This window comes from Alistipes sp. Marseille-P2263 (assembly GCF_018101075.1).
GTDB lineage: Bacteria > Bacteroidota > Bacteroidia > Bacteroidales > Rikenellaceae > Alistipes > Alistipes dispar.
Genome location: NZ_JAGQEJ010000004.1, coordinates 204,857 through 224,696 on the forward strand (window position 1 = coordinate 204,857; position 19,840 = coordinate 224,696).

The following is a 19,840-nucleotide window of genomic DNA, read 5'->3' on the forward strand; positions in this document are numbered from 1 at the left end:
CCTCTCAGGCTTCGATCACCCCCGATCCCACCAGCTCGTCGCCGTCGTACCATGCCGCGAACTGCCCCGGGGTGATCCCCCGCTGGGGGGTGTCGAAGAGCAGATAGACGCCGTTTCCGCGCATGAAGAGCCGCGCCTCCTGCAACGGCTGGCGGTAGCGGATGCGGACCCGGAACCGGCGGCTTTCGCCCGGCGCCATCGCCCGGGCGGGATTGACCCAGTGCACATCGCCGGGAGCGATGTGCAGCGCGGGACGCCACAGACCGGGATGCGCGTCTCCCTCGCCCACGTAGATCACGTTCTGCGTCACGTCGGTGGCCAGAATGAACAGCGATTCCCTGCGGCCGCCGATGCCCAGCCCCTTGCGCTGGCCGATGGTGTAGAAATGCGCGCCGTTGTGTTCGCCGATCTTCTTGCCGTCGCGCACGGTGTACCGCCACGGTGCGGCCAGCGCGGCCAGTTCGGCGTCCGTCGGCTCCGTAGCACCCTCTCCGGCGGTCGGAACGGCCGTTTCCGTCGCCGCATCCGCCGGTTGCTCCGTTCGCGTCGGTTGCTCCTTTTCTGTCGCTCCCGTATGACCGACCGCCGTATCCGGCCGTTCGGCGGACCATGCCGTCTGGCCTGCCTCCGGATGCCCTGCGTCTGTCTCCGGTCCCCCTGTTCCCGAAGGTCTCGTTTCCGGAAGCTCCGGCCCCGCACCCGGAAGGCCGTTTCTGCGGTATTTCGGCCATGAGGGGAGGATTTCGTGGATGTTCCCCCGCTTCGACGCGAGTTTCTGCTGGAGGAAGACCGGCAGATCTACCTTTCCCACGAAGCAGATTCCCTGCGAATCCTTGCGCCTGGCCGTGGCGAGTCCCTGCTCTTCGGCGATGCGCCGCACTTCGGGCTTGAGCAGGCCGCCCACCGGGAAGAGGGCGTAGCGCAACTGCTCCTGTGAGAGCTGGCAGAGAAAATAGCTCTGGTCTTTGTTGGGGTCGCTGCCCGCGAGCAGCCGGTAGACGGTGCGTCCGTCCGGGAGCCGCTCCTCGGCCTTGCGGCAGTAGTGGCCCGTGGCCACGTAGTCGGCTCCGAGCGCGAGCGCCTCCCGCAGGAAGACGTCGAACTTGATTTCGCGGTTGCACAGCACGTCGGGATTGGGCGTGCGCCCCCGTTCGTACTCGGCGAACATGTAGTCCACCACCCGCGTGCGGTACTCCGCGGAGAGGTCCGCGACATGCAGCGGGATGTCCAGTTTGCGGGCCACCAGTTCGGCGAAAACCCGGTCGTCGCGCCACGGGCAGTCGCCCTCGAGCGTTCCCGTCGTGTCGTGCCAGTTCACCATGAACAGCCCCGTCACTTCATGCCCCTGTTCCTTGAGGAGCCAGGCGGCCACCGAAGAATCGACGCCGCCCGAAAGTCCGATCACCACGTGTGCCATGTCATTGCAGGTCGAGCAGTCCCCCGGGCAGCACGAGGTGCACCGTGCGCCCTTCGAAATCTATGTGTGCGATAAACTCCTCGGCGGCGGGCACGAGCACCCGCCGTCCGGCGATCTCCAGCTCGAAGAGCGGGTTGAGGTCGCTGTCGTAGTAGTCCGCGAGGATTCCGGAGCGCTTCTCCGCCGATCCCGCCTCCTCGGCCTTGACCGCGAATCCGATGAGGTCCTCGAGGTAGAACTCGTCTTCCTCCCTGTCCGCCGTGTCGATGCGGAATTCGAGCCCGAGCAGCTCCTGTGCGCGCCGTTCGGTGTCGAAGTCGGCGAAGGCCGCGGCGGCGCCCGAGACGCCGCGCCGTTCGAACCGGTCGCAATAGAGCGGCACGTCCAGCCCGTCGATCGTGACGACGAGCGGCGTGTCGGTGTCGAAATCCTCGGGGAAAGCGGGGTAGAGCGAGAGCATCACGCCCCCGTCCGTGCCGAAAAGTCGGGTGATTCTGCCTGCGGGAATTGTCATTGCGGTAAAATGGTATTACGGGGTGAAAATACGAAAAAAAACAGTAAATCCCCCGCACCGGGCGATCTACTGTTTCTATCGGATCGGGATCTCGCTTATTCGGCGGCGGGAGCTTCGGCGGCAGCCTCCTCTACGGGAGCCTCTGCAGCCGCTTCGGCAGCGGCGGCCTCTGCGGCTTCGCGGGCTGCGGCTTCAGCGGCGGCCTTCTTCTCGGCGATCGCTGCGGCGCGCTCCTCCTTGATCTTGGCTTCGGCGGCCAGACGGGCCTTCTCGGCCGACTTGGCGTCGGTGGCCAGCTTGTTGGCCTTGGCCTCGATCTTGCCGTTCTTGGCCTCGAGCCACTTGTTGAAGCGGGCCTCGGCCTCGGCCTCGGTGAATGCGCCCTTGGCTACGCCGCCCAGCAGGTGCTTCTTGTAGAGAACGCCCTTGTAGGAGAGGATAGCCCGGCAGGTATCCGTGGGTTGTGCGCCTTTCTGTAACCAATCCAGTGCTTTCTCGAAGCACAGATCGATCGTAGCAGGATTCGTGTTGGGGTTGTAGGTTCCCAACTTCTCGATGAACTTACCATCACGTGGCGCTCTGCTATCTGCGGCAACGATGTGATAGAAGGCGTAACCCTTCTTACCGTGACGTGCCAGACGAATTTTAACAGCCATTTGCTATAAAATTGTATAAGGTTAATAAAAAACGCTCGCCCTTACGGGTTTTTAAGCCCGCAAATATAGACAAAATATTCCGCCCGGCAAAATAAATGGCATGAAAATCCGCATTTTGCGCTGCGCCCCTCCCCGGCGGGGCGTCGTTCCGGGAAGCGGAACGCGGAACGCCCCGGGGACATTCCGCGCTTTCGGGTGATTCCGTTGGGATTCGAACCCAAGACCCACAGCTTTTGATACTTTTTGTATCCATTTTGTTGCTTAAGACGTTTTGCGGGGGAGTGTTCATCCTTTCTATCGCTTTTCAGGCTCTCTACTGAACGGCGTCGCAGGTCTTAAACACTCCAAAAAGCCTATTCTTTAATCCGTTATCCTGGTAACGAGTATATGACGGTTAAAAGACTTTTCCGAAAAAGCCGCAGCTTGCAATGCCGTTTCGATAAATATATACAAGGTATTTTGCGAGTTTGTGACCTATTCATATCCAACCACAAATGGATGATGATTCATGCATCGAAATTCTGGGTTTAAATGATTCAAAAAATACGAAACCAAATCATTTAATAATTAGCTATCAATAAAATACCCCAAAAATTGTAGTAAAATATCGAATTTCGATACATTTTGTTTTATCTTGTCCTGGGCACTGGAACCCCGTTGAACGCAAGTTCAGCGGGGGACTTTTTCCGGGTCCGCACCATGTCCGCAATTTATCGTGAGGCGGGGAAATTCGGCATAAAACTGTCAGACAAATTAAGCGACTTTATTTACAAACATATTATCGCTCGGCGAGAATACCTCCCCCCCCCGTTCTATATGCGTTATGTAGTTCGAATTTATTGTATTGTCGCCCGTATGGAGCGCGGTAACGTTCTCCACGCTACCCGGCATCGTCCGTCGCCATTCGTCTTATAGAACCCATATAGGACGAATCTGGTACTCATATCACCATCAAAAAAACGGCGGACCTCGCAAGCCCGCCGTTTTTTCATGTTCCCGAAACTCACCGGGCGACAATTGTCTGCTCTCCTTCCACAAGTGGATATTCACGACCGTTCCATATGAAAATGCCCGTTGTCCCGTCCGGAATGGAGATACGCGCCTTCAAAGGCCCTCTGTCCGTGCGTTCGTATGCGACCGAAACCTGCCCCTGCGGATGGGGGATTGACCCGGAAGCCTCGTGAAGGGATCCCAAAGCAGGAGCAATACGGATCTTCCTAAAGCCCGGAGCGTCACTGTCGATACCGAGCAGGATGCGATAAACCTCGATATTGGGACTCGCCCCCCAGGCATGGCAATCCGAGCGTGAGGGCTCGGGCTGCTCGGCCCAGGTGCTCAAACCCAGATTCAGTTGATCCCTCCAGAGATCGAGCCGTCGGATAAACTGATCGCCCCGTCCGGCGATCTTCATGGCCTGGTGCAGGTAGTAGCGGAAATAGATCGTACAGGGGATCAGCGACGGATCATCGGCCATCCGGTCGAAAAGCGCCGCAGCCTCCTCGCCCTCGACGATCCGGGCCAGCAGAGCCAGCACGTTGGCATGCTGCGAAAAGCTCTGCCGCGACGGGGTGTCGGCGAAAAGCCCGCGACCGGCATCCCAATAACGTTCCGCAAAACCGGCACGCACACTTGCGGCAGTCTCCCGGTAATGGGCCGCCCAGGCCGCCGATCCGAAGGCCGCCTCCATGTCAGCGGCCGCCTCGAGCGCCAGCAGGAAGTGCAGATCCTGAATTGATGAATGCCCGTCGCGCTCGCGGACCGGCTCTCCGTAATGGGTTCCGCTCCAGTCCACGAAGAACCAATAGGGAATGCGCCCGAGGCTTCCGTCGGGATTCAGGAAGGTTTCGAACCACGCCAGGACGGAACGGTAGGCCGGAAGCAGACTGGCAAGATAGGACTCATCGCCGCGATAGCGCCAGTAATCGTGTCCGGCACAGATCCACCACAGCGAGAACGACGGGATGAACTGATGCAGCGACGAAGGATAGCGGCTCATGGTGATCCCGTCGGCCGAGAGCGAGCGACGGCCCTGTTCGAGCGCCTGACGCACCATTTCGTCGTTGCGGGTGTTGTAGAGCGAAATCAGGGCCTGGATCCGGGTATCGCCGAAATACTGGAGTTGTTCGTAATAGGGGCAGTCCATATAGGTCTCATTCGCACACAGGCGGGCCGTACGCCATCCCGTACGGAGTATTCGTCCGGCCTCCTTCCACTCCGGAGCCTCGAAAGCCGATTCGCGGACGAAGGGATACATCGAAGAGCTGGCCTCAAGGCCTTCGATGACGAGCGGCTCCCGACCGGCAGCCACCCGCAGCCGGATATAACGCCAGGTCCGCCACCAAAGCGGCGTATAACTCCGTCCCGCGCCTCCGTCGGCTACAATCCGGTCGGCATATCCGACGAAAAGTTTGCCCGCCACGGAGTCCCGATGGCCTTTGGCACCCGTCTCCGCCCGGTCGAAGAGCGATTCTGCATACCCGATCTCGATCTCTGCATCCTTTCCGCCACGGAACCGGAGCGTAGGATAACCCGTGTGCAATACCCTGTAATCGAGCAGCAGCTCCGCCTGTGTCTGCGCCGCCACGACGATCGGAAAAGTAAGAGTTCCGGCGTCGCCGATGCCGGCGACACCCGCAACCCGACGGAGGCGGGGGGCTCCGATCGGCCGGTACTCCATCGGTTGTATGGGCGTCGGCACGAGCTGGCGTCCCGGATAGTCCGCAGCCCCCTTCATCGCACCCGGCTGGAGCGGTTCTGCGGCAACCCATGCGGAGTCGTCGCAGGAGGGTTGCTCCCAGCCCCACGGATAGCGGGAGGCATCGACCTGCTCACAGGCCCCGGCGGCATAATAACCCAGCACGGGCTCTTCGCAGGGCGCATAGGCCGTATTGCGCAGACAGCGCCATGACGCATCGGTATTTACGACGTCTTCTGCCGGGGTGTTCCCCTGAAGAAGGAATCCCAGGCTGCCGAAGGTCATCTGTGCCAGAGGACGCTTCTCCCCGAAGTGCCACACCACGACCGCCAGCACGTTGCGTCCCGGCACAAGATAGGGCGCGAGATCCACCGTCTCGAAATTCCAGTTGTACACGTCTCCGAGTGCCGGGCCGAGGCTGACGAGCCGGCCGTTCACAAAGAGTTTGTAGCGGTTGTCGGCCGAGACATGAACCAAGAAGTGTCCGGGGAGGCGTTCGAGCGAGAAGCTCTTGCGGAAATGACATACATCGTAGTCCCCGCCGGCATCCGGAGCCGTGATCCATTGGGCCGGCCACAGCCCGTCGTGAAGCCGGGGGGCGATCTTCGGGGCATTCCATCCTTCGAGACGGATCTGCCCTGCGGCGGAAAGAAGACACAGCAGAGAGAAAAGAGTAAGGAGCAAACGGAAAGGTTTCATGGGCAAGTTTTTTTAATCGGCTATGAGAACAAGAGCAATAACGCACCTCCGGCAATCAGCAGGATGACGCCCCACAGCAGGTGGTTGTTCCACCAGGCCTTCCGTCGCAAGGCGATGCACTCCTTGCGGAAGGCTGCCGCCGAAAAGAGATTGCCGCGAAGCCGGTCATCGGCGGGAGGTGCGGTCAGGAGGCTCACAACGACCATCAGTAGCAGACTGAAGAGAAAGAGAATCGGTACGATGAACAGGAAATGCATGTCGCCGAAGATCGCCGTTCGGAAGAGCATCATCAGCACGGCGACGACCAGTCCGGCCATCAACCCGGCGAAGACGCCTTGCCCGTTCACCCTGCGGCTGAAGACCCCCAGCAGGAAAGCCGCGACGACGGGCGGTGCCAAGTAGGAGAGAATCTCCTGGTAGTACTTCAGCAGTGAGTCGAAACGCCCGATCTGCGGGGCCCACAACGCCGCGATCACCACGACGATCAGCGATACGATCTTTCCGACCCGCACCAGCCGGCGGTCAGAGGCCCGGGGATCGAACTTCCGGTAGAAATCCATCGTGAAGAGTGTCGAAGTCGCATTCATGATGGCCCCGAGCGTCGAGGTGAGGGCTGCAAAGAGCACGGCAAGCATCAGGCCCAGCAGTCCGACCGGCATCAGATTGAGAATCATGGCCGGATAGACCATGTCGGGTCGCTCCAGCCCGGGAAACAACTGACGGCACATGACCCCGGGAATTGCGAAAAGCAGCAGCGTCGAGAGCGTGATGGCACCGTTGAGCATGACCCCCTTGCGCCCCTCGTTGAGACTCCGTGCGCTCAAAACCCGCTGCACGAGGGTCTGGTTGTTGGCCCAGAAGTAGAGTCCCGTAATAGGCATGCCTACCGCAAGGGCCAGCCAGGGGGTGGCCGGATCGTCCATAGGCCGGATCAGCCGGACCAGCGGGTCGCCCGCGGAGAGCAGTTCGCGGAAGTAATCGAAACCGCCGCTTGCGGCAACCCACAAGGCCATCAGGAGCGATCCGACAAGAAGGATTGCCGCCTGGAGAATCTCGGCATTGATGGCTGAGGAAAGACCACCGCTGATCGTATAGGAAGCGGCCAGCGCAGCGAAAAGCAGGACGATGATCTGTATGTCGGCTTCGGGCAGCAGCAACTTGACGATCAGCGCCGCGGCATACAACGCCCCGGCCGCATCGAGGAAAACGTTGCCGATAATGCTGATGAACGAAAAGTAGTAACGGGAACGGGCGTCGAAGCGGCGTTCAAGGTATTCGGGCATGGTAAAGATTCCCGTTCGGATATAGACGGGAAGCAGAAATGTGGCGAAGAAGACCATGACGAATACGCCGACAAGGTTGTAATTGAAAACGGCCAGCCCCGTCGAATAGGCATCTCCGGTCTGTCCGATGAGCGTAGTGCTGGAGATGCTCGCGGCAAAGAGCGACAGCCCGACGCCCCACCAGGGCATCGAGCGGCCGGCCAGGAAGTAGGATTTCGAGTCTCCGCTCCGCCCGTGGCGCAATGCCCACCATACGATACCCAGAATGCTGACCGCTACAACGGCAATATCCACGATCGAAAGGCGCATGGTCATTCGGGATTTACGTTCGTCAGCAACCGGAAACTGCGGCCGGGCATTTCCACAAGATAGTCTCCGCAGCGGATCTCCGAAGCCGCCACACGCCCCGAAGCCACGGGAAATGACTTTTCGTCGGTCCGATATCCCTCCGGCATGTATTCATAGAGGTCCATTTCGTCGGCACCCACTACGGCACACTTCAGACGGAACGTGCGGGGCTGTTCCGAGGCATTCAGCAGGACGATGGTTGTTCCGGCGACCGATTGTCCGGCCACAATCCGCAGACCCTCTCCGGGACGATCCTTCTCGGGATTGCAGATCGCCATTCCCGGCGGGAAATAGCGGCACAACAGCGACCAGGTGAAGAACCACGGACGGATCTCCTCCTCGGCGGGATCTCCCGTGAGCTCCTTACCCAGCGAGTTCCAGAAACCCCAGACCTTGAGCTGATCGCGGGCCCCGAGGTCGTTGATCGTATGCATCGCGTCGTCGAGCATCCAGGCGCTCGCCCCGTGCCAGCCGGCCTTCATGGCCTGGATCAATACATCGGCGGCATCTATCCCATAGACGTAATCGTAGGTAAAGAGCTGCGAATCCTCGCTGGCAAACGGTTTTTCGGCCACACGCTGCCTGTAAAGTTCACCCATTTCACCACTGTGGTACCATCCTCCGATTTCACCGAAGATCATCTTTTTGCCCGTCGGCCGGATAATCCGCGCCACCTGCTCGAAATGCCGCTGGAAACTCCCGTCGCGGATAAAGGCCCAGTCGGCATAGCAGTGGATGTTGTATTGATCCACGAGCGAATCCATCTGCGCGACGGTTTGCTCGACCCATTCGCGGCCGGTGGGGTATTGCGATGCTGGATTTTCGGACATCTCGACGGCATCCGGAGCGGAGATGCCGATGTCGAGACCGGCCCGTTCGAACGAGGCATGCATCAGGGCGATGCCGCGTTTCCACTGCTCCCAGTCGCCCCGCGTACAGGCCCAGTCGCCGTTCGGTTCGTTGGTTATGATGTAATAACGGATGCAGTCGAAACCCCGCTCCCGCTTCAGGTAGGTTAGATAGCGGGTCGTCATGTCGATATAGCGCGGATCGTCCACACGGTCGATGCCGCCCGCGTAGCCCCAGAATCCCGGAACGCCGTAATCTCCGATGAGAACCGTGATGCCGCGGCTCTGGCAATACTCCAGCAAGCGGCACACCATGCGGACCTCGTCGCAGGCGAAATCGAGCAGCGGCTCACCCTGCGCATCGACCCCCTTGTAGTAGCGCCATGCGGCGACATCCATGATCCGGACGATGCGCGGCTTCATGTAGTCGAGGCGTTCGAATACCCTCCGGAGTTTTTCATCGGTCATCAGATAGCCCCATTCGGCCTCTTCGGAATCGGCATGGGGATAGGCCGACCATTCGACGCCGTTTCCCACGAACCCCTCCGAAACGGGTACCTCCGAGATCACGATCCTTTCATGCGTACACCCTGCTGCGCAAAACAATACCGCCGCCAGGCAAACCGCTCTTGACAACCAGTTTTTCATCATCGTCCGTTCTTGATATAGTCCAGCAGATCCCGGAGCGGACATGTGGCAAGGCACACATAACGGTCTCCGGCACCGTAATATACATATAAAATTCCGTTTACGATCACGTTTCCCGTAGGAAAGACACACCCCTTATAAAAACCCTCCGTCTCGTAGGCTGTTTCGGGCTCGAGAATGCACTCCCGGGTTTTCCCGAGGATTTTCAGCGGATTCTCCAGATCGAGCAGGAGGGCTCCGACGCGGTAATAGCCCTTTCCGCAGTCGCTTACCCCGTGATAGAGTACCAGCCATCCTTCGTCGGTCCGCAGCGGCGGAGAGCTTCCGCCGACCTTCTCCTCCCAAGTATGTTCGACACCCGTGAGCAGCAGATGACTCTCGCAACCCTCCCAGTCGAGCAGGTCGTCGGAAAACTTCAGCCAGATGGAGGGGTATTTCACCCCATAGCGTTGGCCGACATACTGTTTCGGACGATGCATCATCACATATTTTCCGCCGATTTTCTCCGGGAAGAGAATGACGTCCCGGTCATCGAGCCGGGAGTTCGTAATGCGTCCCAGGCGGCGGAATGTCTTGAAATCACACGTCGTAGCCAATCCCGTATTGGCCAGATTCTCCCGCAGGAACGTCGGAGCGAATTCATCGACCTCAGGCCGGAGCACCTCGTCATGGGCAAACCGCCAGTACTGTCCCGGAGGGCAGGGCCGAAAAGCGTAGGTGATATAAAATTCGTCTCCGAACTTGACAATGCGGGGATCCTCGATAGCCCCGGAATCGGGTCCCTCGGATGAGGGACCGAAGACCGGGGCCTCGGAGGCCCGTATGAAATGGACACCGTCACGGCTCGTGGCGAGCCCGATGCGGATGACGTGCTCCGGATCATCGCCTGCGGCACGGTAAAGCATATAGAATACTCCCTGTTCGTACCACACGCCGGGATTGCACGTTACGAGATTCTCCCACGGAAGATCCGGATTCGGAGCCAGCACAGGATTGTGTTCGCTTCTTGTCAGTTTCATGTTATTGCAAACTAGAATGAACCGATCCGTTTCTTTATCTGGAACCGTAGGTGATCTCCACGCTTCCGATCTGGGTCGTCCAGCCGTTGCCCTCAACCGGTACCGTCTGCAATTCGAGGTAGAGATACTCGAAACCCGGATCGAGGGATGTAGCCGGCGTTACGGTATAGCCCGCGAATTCGGCCGTGGACGGGAGTTCCGTAAAAGTGCAGGGAATCTCCTTCCGGTCGGAATAATCGGCAGCCGACCCTGCGTAGACCTTGAGGTAGGAGTTGTCGATAAAGGTCGAGAAGAAAGCTTCGATCGCAAAATCCCGGATATCGGAGAGCTCATAGACCAGGAATCCCTCCTCCGACGAGCTCCGCGTGGCCCGTGCGCCGTCGCCGTTGAAATTGGACTCGTTGCCCCAGTCGGTTACGAGGTTGTCGGATTTTGCCGCAAGGCGGCTCATGTCGTCGAGGTTATCGGTAAAGGTGAGCAGCCCGGGTTCCGCAGCGATCGGTGCATCGGAGAGTTTCATCTCGCTGATCTGCAACTCCCAACCGGCGGGAACTCGTGGCGACTCCGGCAGCCGGATCGCGAAGTACGTCCAACCGGCAGGCACCTCCCCGGCCGGTCGGACAAGGTATTCGCGCCAGTCTCCGCGCACGGCTTGCAGGGTAAAGTTTACGGGAATGGTCGTCAGCGTGCTCGGATCGGCCACTGCGGTCCCCGCCACCTGCAGGAAACTGAAGTCGTCGCCCGGATCACCGCAGTAGTAGCAGGTGATGGCAAAGTCGGCAAGTCCCTGGTACTGCCAGGCCATGACAGCCTCAGCGCTGCTTTGACGGGCAATACGCCCGGCATCCCCGTTGAAGAAGTTGGCGATGTCCTCCTCTGAAGACCAGGCCGAAATGAGATTATCGCCCAAGCTGAAAACCAGGTTCGACAGGTTATCCATCGGATCGACGAAGGTGTTGTCCTCTGGTTCCACGACCTCGGCCGGCTCGTCGCAGATCTCCACCTCTCCGAGTTGCACAGCCCAGGCTTCGTTAATGCTGTCCGACATGACGATCTTCAGGAAGTTCATCCCATCTGGCAGCACTTCGTTCACAAAGAACTCGAACTTCTGCCATCCTTCGACTACATCGCCCGCTTCGGCATAGCGGATCGCCACAGGAACATAGTCCGCCTCCTCCCCGGTTGCCGAAGCATAGAGTCTGAGCACATTTGGAGTCGCGCCGTACCACATGCCGAGGTAAGCCGTAACCGACGCCGACTTCCAGCCCTCCAGACGGTAGACCACCACGCCGTCCTCCTTATCCTGGCGTACGGCCCGCGAGGTGTCCTCGTCAAAATAGGTCGGATTGGATCCGTCGAGTCCGAGATTTGCGGAGTATTCGTGTACCAGACTCCAGTCATCGAGCGGATCGTAGAGATAACCGCCCTCCTGTACCTCGCCGTTAGGTTCATGGGCTCCGATCGAAGCCTGACCACGGCGCGAAACCGGATTGCCCCAGAAGTCGCGACCGCCGTTGTTCGGGACCTGTACGCCGGCGTTGACCACCGGCGATGTTTCGAGCAGACGATAGCCATCGAGCGAAGCCAGCCCTTCACCGCCTGACCCGGGATCGGACAAAAGGGGATCACACGTCAGCTTGTCCGCCTCGGCGGGTTCGCTCGCGGGATGGTTGCCGTAATAGAGGTTACCCTCGAACTTGCCGCCGTTGCCGGGGATGACCCACTCGCCCGATCCGAGATTGTATATCAGATTGTTGCGGAATGACCACGCGGCATCAAGATCGCCGGCGGCATCCCAGGTATGATCGATGAGTTTCGTGTCAAGCCCCGCACCGACATAAACCGTGTTGTTGTAGATCTGCATCCCCGGAGTTACGCCTCCGGCGATCATGAAGATCCGCTTGCGGTCGTTTTGGCTGATGTTGTAACGGACGATGCTCCCTCGCGAGCCGTTTCCCTGCTCCTTGTGGGCATCGATGAGCAGCATGAAACCGCCCTCGTTATCGTGGCTGTAGTTGTACTGCACGATGCAGTCCGAAGAGTCAAGGTCGACGTCGAATCCAACACCGTCGTCATTCCCTTCGAGCGCCTTCGTATTGCGGGCCTCGTTGAACTGGATGACGCACTCCTTGCCCCGCGTGCACCAGATCGCCGCGGCTCCGTTGAAACCGTCCTCCTCGCGCCACGAACCGCATCCGTCGGCCAGGTTGTATTCGATCAGCGATCCGTTGCATCCGTAGGTCAGGATACCGTCGGAATCGACCTCGCGGACCGTATTGCCGCGGATGATCACATTCGTACTCGACTGCGTGTTGCTTCCCCAGACGAAATCCCAGACGACAATACCCGTGCGCCCCACACGCTCGACCTCGTTGCCCTCGATCAAGATGTCGTCGAACTTCTCCTCGGCAACCGTGACGCTCTTCGTCGAGACCGAGATGCCGCCGAACTGGTGCGGATGATATACGTCGCTGTAGTCGAACGAGCTGGTTACGTCATGAACCCGGTTGTTGCGGATGACGATTCCCGAAACGGTTCCCCCGCCGTTGTTCTCAATATGGATGCCGCATCGGTAGATATCGCGCTCGGGAGCCAGGTTCGTAACCTCGATCCCCTCGATGATCCAATAGGACTGGTTCGAGAGCTTCACGGCGGCATCCACCTCGCCGCAACCGTTGATAACGGGCAGGGAGCCCTCGCCGTAGTGACCGATGCGGATGGGGGCGGACTGTGTTCCCGAACCCCGCGGAGCCAGCTGCCCGTCCCACGACGAACCGCAACGGAGCAGGATCGCATTGCCGGCCTGCAGATAGACCTTTTCGAGACGGCCGAGCGTTTTCCACGCCGTTTCGGGGCTCATGCCGTCCTGGCTATCGTCTCCCGATTCGGAATCCAGGTAATATGTCGCACCCTGAACCCCTTTCGACGGATAATCCGTGTCTCCAAGCGTATCCTCCACCTGCGTGCAGGAGCCGAGTGTCGCAAGCGATGTCATGATCGCCAAAAACAAGGTATTCATTATCTTCCTTTTCATATGATTATCAGTTGCTGTATTTGAAAATCCATTCGAACAGGGCGTCATTGAGTGCCTCGGACTCCTCTCTGGGGGCGTTTTCCCCGCCATGGCCGGCTCCGGTGAGCACGATCAGGCGACAGGGCACTCCGGCCTCCTGCAGCCGACGGCACATGATCTGGGACTGCCCGACAGGAACAATGTCGTCCGCACCGCCATGCACCAGTAGCGTCGGTTTGAAATGCGGGGCGTAGTAGGGGCTGGCCAGCCGATATGCCTCGTCGAGCTGCGTCTCATCATAGTTCCACGGTCTTCCGGTAACGATCGGAAGCAGACCCTCGATATCCTGCGGCTTGGCCCCCTCCATGGAGGCGAAAGAGTCGAATTTGGTAGGGGCTCCGAGCGTGATGGCGAGCGACACGACATCGTTGTTATCGTAGGCATAGGCATAGAGTAGCGCGAGGTGCGCTCCGGCGCTGCCGCCCCACAGGACGATTCCTGAAGAGCGGACGCCCCATTCCCGGGCATGAGAGAGCAGGTAGCCGACTGCCGCATCGATATCGGCCATCATCTCCGGATAATGAACCGTTTCACCGCCCAGTCGGTAGTTTACATTCACGACATTGATTCCGCGGGCGAAGAGTGCCTCCCGCATGAAGTCTGCATCATGCTTGTCGCCGGCCATCCACCCACCGCCGTGAATCAGCATCACGAGCGGCGTCGCGGCATCGCGTCCCTCGACGAAGTGCAGATCCATTCGCTGGAGCGAATCGGTCCCGTATGCCACATCGTACGCGACGAGCTGCCCGTTGCGGGGGCTGCAGGCCGTACCTGCCAAAGACCCGATCCATACAAGGAGAGTCCAGATCACAAAGCGTCCCATGTCAATAGCCGTTGTTAGGTAACAGATTCGGATTCTTCTCGATTTCGCCCTGGTTGATGGGCATCAGGTAGTGCTTTTCGAGGAAGACCTGCTTCGGGACGCTGTTGATTTCGAAAATATCGTAGGTTTTCTTTCCCGAGGTATCCTCGGTGATCCGCATGCCGTGGAAATATTTGTCGTTGAGCACCGATTCGGCCAAACGCCAGCGGCGCAGGTCCCAGAAACGGTGTCCCTCGAAAGCGAGCTCCACCTTCCGCTCTTGGATCACACGTTCCTTGAAGGCCGTATAATCCAGCCCGTCGGGAAGTGCCGGCAACCCGGCCCGTTCGCGCACCCGCCGCATCGCCTCGTAAGCCTCGCCTTCGGGATCGGGTCCGCCGTGGAGCTCGTTGAGCGCCTCGGCATAATTGAGCAGCACCTCGGCCAGGCGGATCTCTTTCCAGCTCGTGGAACTGCCTCCGTATCCCACGAGTTTCTCGAACGGAAGCGTCTCGTCGAGGAATTTACGGATGTAATATCCCGTATTGGTCCGCTCGAGGAGACCCAGACCGTCGTCGGGAACCAGATAGGCCGTACGGATGATCTTTCCTTTGAACTCCGAACCATCGACAATGATGCTCCACTGTAACCGCTTGTCACGCCCCTCATAGGGATTGGCGGCATGTTCGGGATTCGACCAGTCGAAGGGGGAGCCGTCGAGCATCTCGTACGAATCGACCAGCTCCTGTGTGGGGCAGCTCTGGGCGCCCCACCCGTTGTCCAGACTCGGCGGCATGTAGAGCATGTCGGCGGCATGACCCTTGTTCACGCCGTCGAAGATCACCTCGAAGATCACCTCCGGATCTCCGCCCTTCGACTGAAACAAGGCATTGTAATCGGGATTGAGCTGATGGTAACCGCTCTCCAGCACGCAGGCCGAACACTCGGCGGATTCCTTCCAGCGCCCGGCGAAAAGCATGGCACGGCCGTTGAGCGCCCAGGCAGCCTCCTTGCTGGCCCGCCCCATCTCCGAAGCACTCATCTCACGGGCATGGGGGAGGCCCTCCCGGGAAATCTCGTCCAATTCACGATAGATGAAGTCATAAATATCCTCGACCGGATCGCGTGCGACGAGGAGGCTTTGGGGATCCTCGTAGTTTTGCAGCTCCTCGATCAGGGGCACGGGACCATAGCGTCGTACCAGATCGAAATACATCCAGGCCCGGACAAACCGGGCCTCTGCACGGACCCGCAGACGGAACGACTCGTCCAACACGCTCCCTTCACCCGTATGGGCCAGCAGATTGTTCACCTTCCGGATTACTTCGTAACGGTTGGCCCATACTTCCATCGGATTGTATGTGGGAGAGATCGTCCCCGGGATCATCACGCCGTTGCTCTCATTCCACATGGCCGGCGAACGCAGCAGGTCAGTACTGCCGTCCAGCAGATCCGTCAATCCGAGACCGCCGGTCCGCACGACATCTACTCCGGGAACGGTCGATACGCCGTAACCACAGGGCATGTACCCGTAAATGTTATACATATAAGCCATTGTAAGGGCTTCGTCCTTGAATACCGCCTGGTCCGAGATGGTATCCAGCGGCATTTTGTCGAGGGAGAAGCATCCGGTACCCGTGAGGGCCAGAAGCAGGGCCGCATATATTTTCAGTAAGTTTTTCATAGTGCCGTAGCGTTAAAATTCGATGTTTACTCCCACATTGTAGGTCTTCATCTGCGGATAATAGAAGCTGCCGTTGTCGGGATGGATGTTCGGAGCTTCGGGATCGAGGTGCTTGATCTTCGAGAAGGTGAGCAGGTTGTTGCCCGAAACAAAGATCCGCAGTCCCCGAATGCCGGCTTTGCGCAGGAATCCCAGTCGGGAGAAAGTGTACGAGATCTCAAGGTTGCGCAGTCGCAGGTAACGACCATTGTAGAGCCAGAACGAGGAGGTCTCGCGGTTGTTCTGCAGCGTTCCGGCATAGAGCCGCGGATAGCGGGCGTCGCGGTTGCCCTCGTGCCATGAATCCATGTACATGCGCAGCGCATTAGATTCGAGGTTGAAGGGGTCCCACATCAGAAACTGGTCGAAACGCCCCGCGCCCTGCCAGTTCATCGTCAGGTCGAGCCCCTTCCACGAGAAGGAGAAGTTCAGGCCGTAGATCAGTTCGGGAATTTGGCTGCGGCCGATCCGCTGCTTGTCCTGACCGTCGATAACGCCGTTGTCGTCATAATCCTCGTACTTGATGTCGCCGGGGCGGAGGCTGGCATTTCCATTGCCGTCCTGCACGGCCCATGCGTCAATCTCCTCCTGCGACTGGAAGAGCCCGACGGCCTTGTATCCGAAGAATTGGTCGAGCGGAAGTCCCGTCCGGCGCTGCCATTCGGGAATATTTGCGGCCTCATCCATGAATACTACCTTGCTGCGGGCATAGGTCAGATTGCCCTCGAGCATCATCCGGAAATCGCCAAACTGCCGGGCATACCGCAGCACGGCTTCCCAGCCCCGGTTATCGACCTTGCCGATATTTTCGTCGGGCAATGTCGCGCCGAACGATTCGGGAACCGAAGCCGAACGCGGCAGCAGGATATCGCGGGTCTTCTTGCAGAACCAGGTCAGCTCGCCGGAGAGAGCCCCGTCGAAGAGACCGAAATCGAGCCCCACATCGAAGTTGCGAGCCTTTTCCCAGGTAATATTGGGATTGGCGATTCCCTTGTCGGAGATTCCCGACTGGTAGTCGCCGTTGATAACCGACCCGGAGGACATGACAAATCCGGTCATGTATTGGAACGCCGCCACACGGTCGTTGCCGAATTCGCCGTAGGAGGCCCGCAGTTTGAGATTGTGGATCCGGTCCTTGAGGAAGGGCTCCTCGCTCAAACGCCAACCGACCGAAACGGCCGGGAAAACGCCCCAGCGCTTGTGCTTCGGAAAGTTGAACGATCCGTCGGTTCGGACGTTGGCCTGGAGCAGATAACGCTCCTTGTAGTTGTAATTGACCCGCAGGGCATAGCCCATCATGGCCGTTTCGTTGGCGCTGCCGCCGTTTGAAAGGTCCTTCGTGGGCCCTGCGTAGATCTGGTCGATGGCCCCCGAGATGTAATTCACACGTGATGCCTGAAGGTTCCGGTATTTGTAGGAAGAGCCTTCGTACAGGGCCAGCGCCGAGATTGTGTGCCCGTTGCCGAACTTGCGGTCGTAGGTCAGCATGGCCTGGACGGTGATACGCTGGTCCTCGGCTGTACCCTCGTAGAGATCGATGCCGCCGCCGGACGTACGCCGCGTATAGAGATCAATATCGCGGTCGTAGGTGTAGAAGTCATAGGGGGTTGTGAAGGTCTTGTCGTTGGAGAACCAGCGGTCGTAGGAGAAGCGTCCCCGAATCTTGAGACCCTTGACAAACGGGAATTCATAAGTCGCCGAAAGGGTTCCGTTGAAGACCGAATTCTCTACATGGTGATATCCGCCTTGCTCGGCCTGGCCGATGGGTGAGAGGTTCAGTCCGTTGGAGCCGAGGCCTCCCGGCTCGACCGAATCGGGTACATAGGGCCGTTCGGTAGGTTTCGAATTGATGACCGTCGTGAAGATATAATCTCCGGCGGCCGCCTCGCCGATCTTCTCGAAGCGTCCGGCCAGATCAACCGAGATACTCAGATCACGCGTAACTTTCGTGTCGATATTCGAACGGATGTTGTAGCGCCTGAAATCGGATTGGTCGTAAAGGCCGTTCTGGTCGAGCATGCCTCCGGAGATGAAGAAACGCACCCGGTCATTGCCTCCGTCGAGGGTCAGGTTGTGCTGGTGCATCAGAGCCCGTTCCCGGAAGGTCTCCTTCCACCAGTTGGTTGAGGGGAGTTTTCCGGTGCGGTAGGCTTCGATCTCAGCTCCCGTGAAACGCGGTATGGAGTTCGAGCTCACGTTGCTCATCGCTAGATTCAGGTACTTGGCATACTCGTAAGCATTCATCATCTCGGGAACAACAGTCGGCTGCTGGAATCCCACGGTTCCCGAATAATTGATGCGTGTCCGGCCTTCGGACCCGCGTTTGGTTGTAACCAGCACGACGCCGTTCGCACCGCGCACGCCGTAGATCGCTGCCGAGGCGGCATCTTTGAGGATCGTAATGCTTTCGATTTCGTTGGGATCGAGTTTCCCGATCGAGCGTTCCACACCATCGACAAGCGTCAGCGTACCATTGTCGCCGAAAGTGCTCTTACCCCGGATAATGAAGGTCGGATCGTCCAGACCGGGTTTTCCGCTCTGCTGTTTCGTGATGACACCCGTCATCTTTCCGGTCAGGGCGTTGGTCAGATTGGGGACGGGAGCTTTCAACAGCTCTTGCCCTTTGACCGTAGAGACGGATCCCGTAACATCGACCTTACGCTGAATGCCATATCCCACGACGACCACCTCCTCGACCTGCTGGGTATCGGGAGTCAGTACGACGTTCATCTCGGTTCCCGATACGGGCATCCTCACGGATTCATAACCGAGCAGGGAGAAGATCAGCGTGTCGCCCGTCGAAGCCTTCAACTGGTAGTGCCCCCGGGCATTGGATACGGTTCCCGTAGTGGTATTCTCGACGATGACCGTTACACCGGATAACGCCTCCCCTTCCGACGAGGTAACGGTTCCCCGAACGACTGGCTGCGCGAGACCCCACAACGGGATGACGGATACCAACAAGATAAGTAAAAATTTTCGGTTCATAAAGATGGGTTTTAATGATTGCTTCGGGCTTCCGGATGCCGCATTCGTTTTTTGTTGTTCACAAAATTATCAGCCAGCCAACACTTTTTTGATATTTTACGGTCGAATATTTATACTATTTCGACATGTTTAGGTGGCTAAATAAGCAAATATTTATCAGTCAAATATTTATACATGTATATATTTTAGGTTATAATTTGTATTTTTTTGACAAAAAATGTATTTTTGTAAAAAAACAGCCATGAAATATCTCCAGAGGGAAATCACCCCCATCGGCGACGAGGATCTGTTCATTGTCATGAATCATCCCAATGCCAAGTTCGACTACACGGGACATTTCCATTCGGAATACGAAATCAACCTAGTCATCAACGGCCGGGGAGAGCGCATCGTGGGGGACAACATCGAAAAGTTTGAGGGAACGGATCTGGTAATGATCGGTCCGAACGTACCGCACCGCTGGACCACTGGAGACGAAGCATTGATCATGCATGTGGTAACAATCCAGTTTCCTAAGGAGACGCTCGACTATCAGATTCTGCGCAAAAAGATTTTTCATCCCATTCACCAATTGTGCAACGATGCCTTCCGGGGAATCGTGTTCTCCGAACCGGCGAAGAGCATCTTGCAGGCAAAGATTTTAGAGCTTACCGGCAAACAGGGCTTCGATTCAGCTCTGACCTTTTTCGAGATTCTGCATACAATGGCCATGACAGAGAAACGCCGTTTCCTGCTCGACGACAACTTCGAAGCCAATACGGCTATCCGCGAATCCAAGAGCCGGAGGATCAATCAGGTAATTTCTTACATCCAGAAACACTTCACAGAAGAGATCACGCTGGCAGCCATGGCAGACACGGTCGGAATGTCCGAATCTGCCTTCAGCCACTTTTTCAAACGGAAGACCAACCGCAGTTTCATCGACTACCTAAATGACATCCGGATCGGGTACGCCTCGAAATTGCTCTATGAAACTACTCATACCGTCTTCGAGGTCTGCTACGCCTCGGGGTTCAACAACATTTCCAATTTTAACCGGATCTTCAAGCGCAAGAAAGGATGCTCGCCTTCCGAATACCGCCACAACATCCAGTCGATCATGACGCGTTATTGAACATGCTGACTAA

At 58.1% G+C, this 19,840-nt stretch carries 12 protein-coding genes; 1 reads left to right on the forward strand and 11 read right to left on the reverse strand.

Going from position 1 to position 19,840, the window contains the following annotated elements; all coding sequences use genetic code 11:
- Window positions 1–4 precede the first annotated feature (4 nt).
- From mnmA to KB554_RS06795, 11 genes are all read right to left on the reverse strand, one after another.
- Complete coding sequence (gene mnmA, locus KB554_RS06745) at window positions 5–1,417, reverse strand: tRNA 2-thiouridine(34) synthase MnmA (protein WP_211035299.1); 1,413 nt, start codon at window positions 1,415–1,417, stop codon at window positions 5–7.
- Window position 1,418: 1 nt separating this feature from the next.
- The gene (locus KB554_RS06750) at window positions 1,419–1,931 is read right to left on the reverse strand and encodes a 16S rRNA processing protein RimM (protein WP_211035301.1); all 513 of its coding nucleotides are present in this window, start codon (window positions 1,929–1,931) and stop codon (window positions 1,419–1,421) included.
- Between the two features lie 95 nt (window positions 1,932–2,026).
- Window positions 2,027–2,587 (reverse strand): 30S ribosomal protein S16, encoded by a 561-nt coding sequence (locus tag KB554_RS06755; protein WP_211035302.1) that lies wholly within the window; start codon window positions 2,585–2,587, stop codon window positions 2,027–2,029.
- Between the two features lie 1,003 nt (window positions 2,588–3,590).
- Complete coding sequence (locus KB554_RS06760; RefSeq protein WP_211035304.1) at window positions 3,591–5,981, reverse strand: alpha-L-rhamnosidase C-terminal domain-containing protein; 2,391 nt, start codon at window positions 5,979–5,981, stop codon at window positions 3,591–3,593.
- 20 nt (window positions 5,982–6,001) lie between these two features.
- A complete protein-coding gene (locus KB554_RS06765) occupies window positions 6,002–7,579 on the reverse strand; it encodes a sodium/solute symporter (protein WP_211035306.1) in 1,578 nt (525 codons plus the stop codon).
- Complete coding sequence (locus KB554_RS06770) at window positions 7,576–9,030, reverse strand: hypothetical protein (RefSeq protein WP_211035308.1); 1,455 nt, start codon at window positions 9,028–9,030, stop codon at window positions 7,576–7,578. Before KB554_RS06770 ends, KB554_RS06765 begins: the two co-directional genes overlap by 4 nt.
- A 77-nt stretch (window positions 9,031–9,107) precedes the next feature.
- Window positions 9,108–10,127, reverse strand: coding sequence for a glycosidase (locus KB554_RS06775; RefSeq protein WP_211035310.1), 1,020 nt, complete (start codon window positions 10,125–10,127; stop codon window positions 9,108–9,110).
- A gap of 34 nt (window positions 10,128–10,161) precedes the next feature.
- On the reverse strand, window positions 10,162–13,146 hold the full coding sequence (locus tag KB554_RS06780; protein WP_211035312.1) for a right-handed parallel beta-helix repeat-containing protein: 2,985 nt from the start codon (window positions 13,144–13,146) through the stop codon (window positions 10,162–10,164).
- A 22-nt stretch (window positions 13,147–13,168) separates the two neighbouring features.
- Window positions 13,169–14,023 (reverse strand): alpha/beta hydrolase, encoded by an 855-nt coding sequence (locus KB554_RS06785; protein ID WP_211035314.1) that lies wholly within the window; start codon window positions 14,021–14,023, stop codon window positions 13,169–13,171.
- Between the two features lies 1 nt (window position 14,024).
- Complete coding sequence (locus tag KB554_RS06790) at window positions 14,025–15,686, reverse strand: RagB/SusD family nutrient uptake outer membrane protein (RefSeq protein ID WP_211035316.1); 1,662 nt, start codon at window positions 15,684–15,686, stop codon at window positions 14,025–14,027.
- Between the two features lie 12 nt (window positions 15,687–15,698).
- Window positions 15,699–18,713, reverse strand: a complete 3,015-nt coding sequence (locus KB554_RS06795) for a TonB-dependent receptor (protein WP_211035318.1) — start codon at window positions 18,711–18,713, stop codon at window positions 15,699–15,701.
- 241 nt (window positions 18,714–18,954) lie between these two features.
- On the opposite strand from KB554_RS06795, the gene KB554_RS06800 reads away from it, so the two are divergent.
- A complete protein-coding gene (locus KB554_RS06800; RefSeq protein WP_211035320.1) occupies window positions 18,955–19,827 on the forward strand; it encodes an AraC family transcriptional regulator in 873 nt (290 codons plus the stop codon).
- Window positions 19,828–19,840 lie beyond the last annotated feature (13 nt).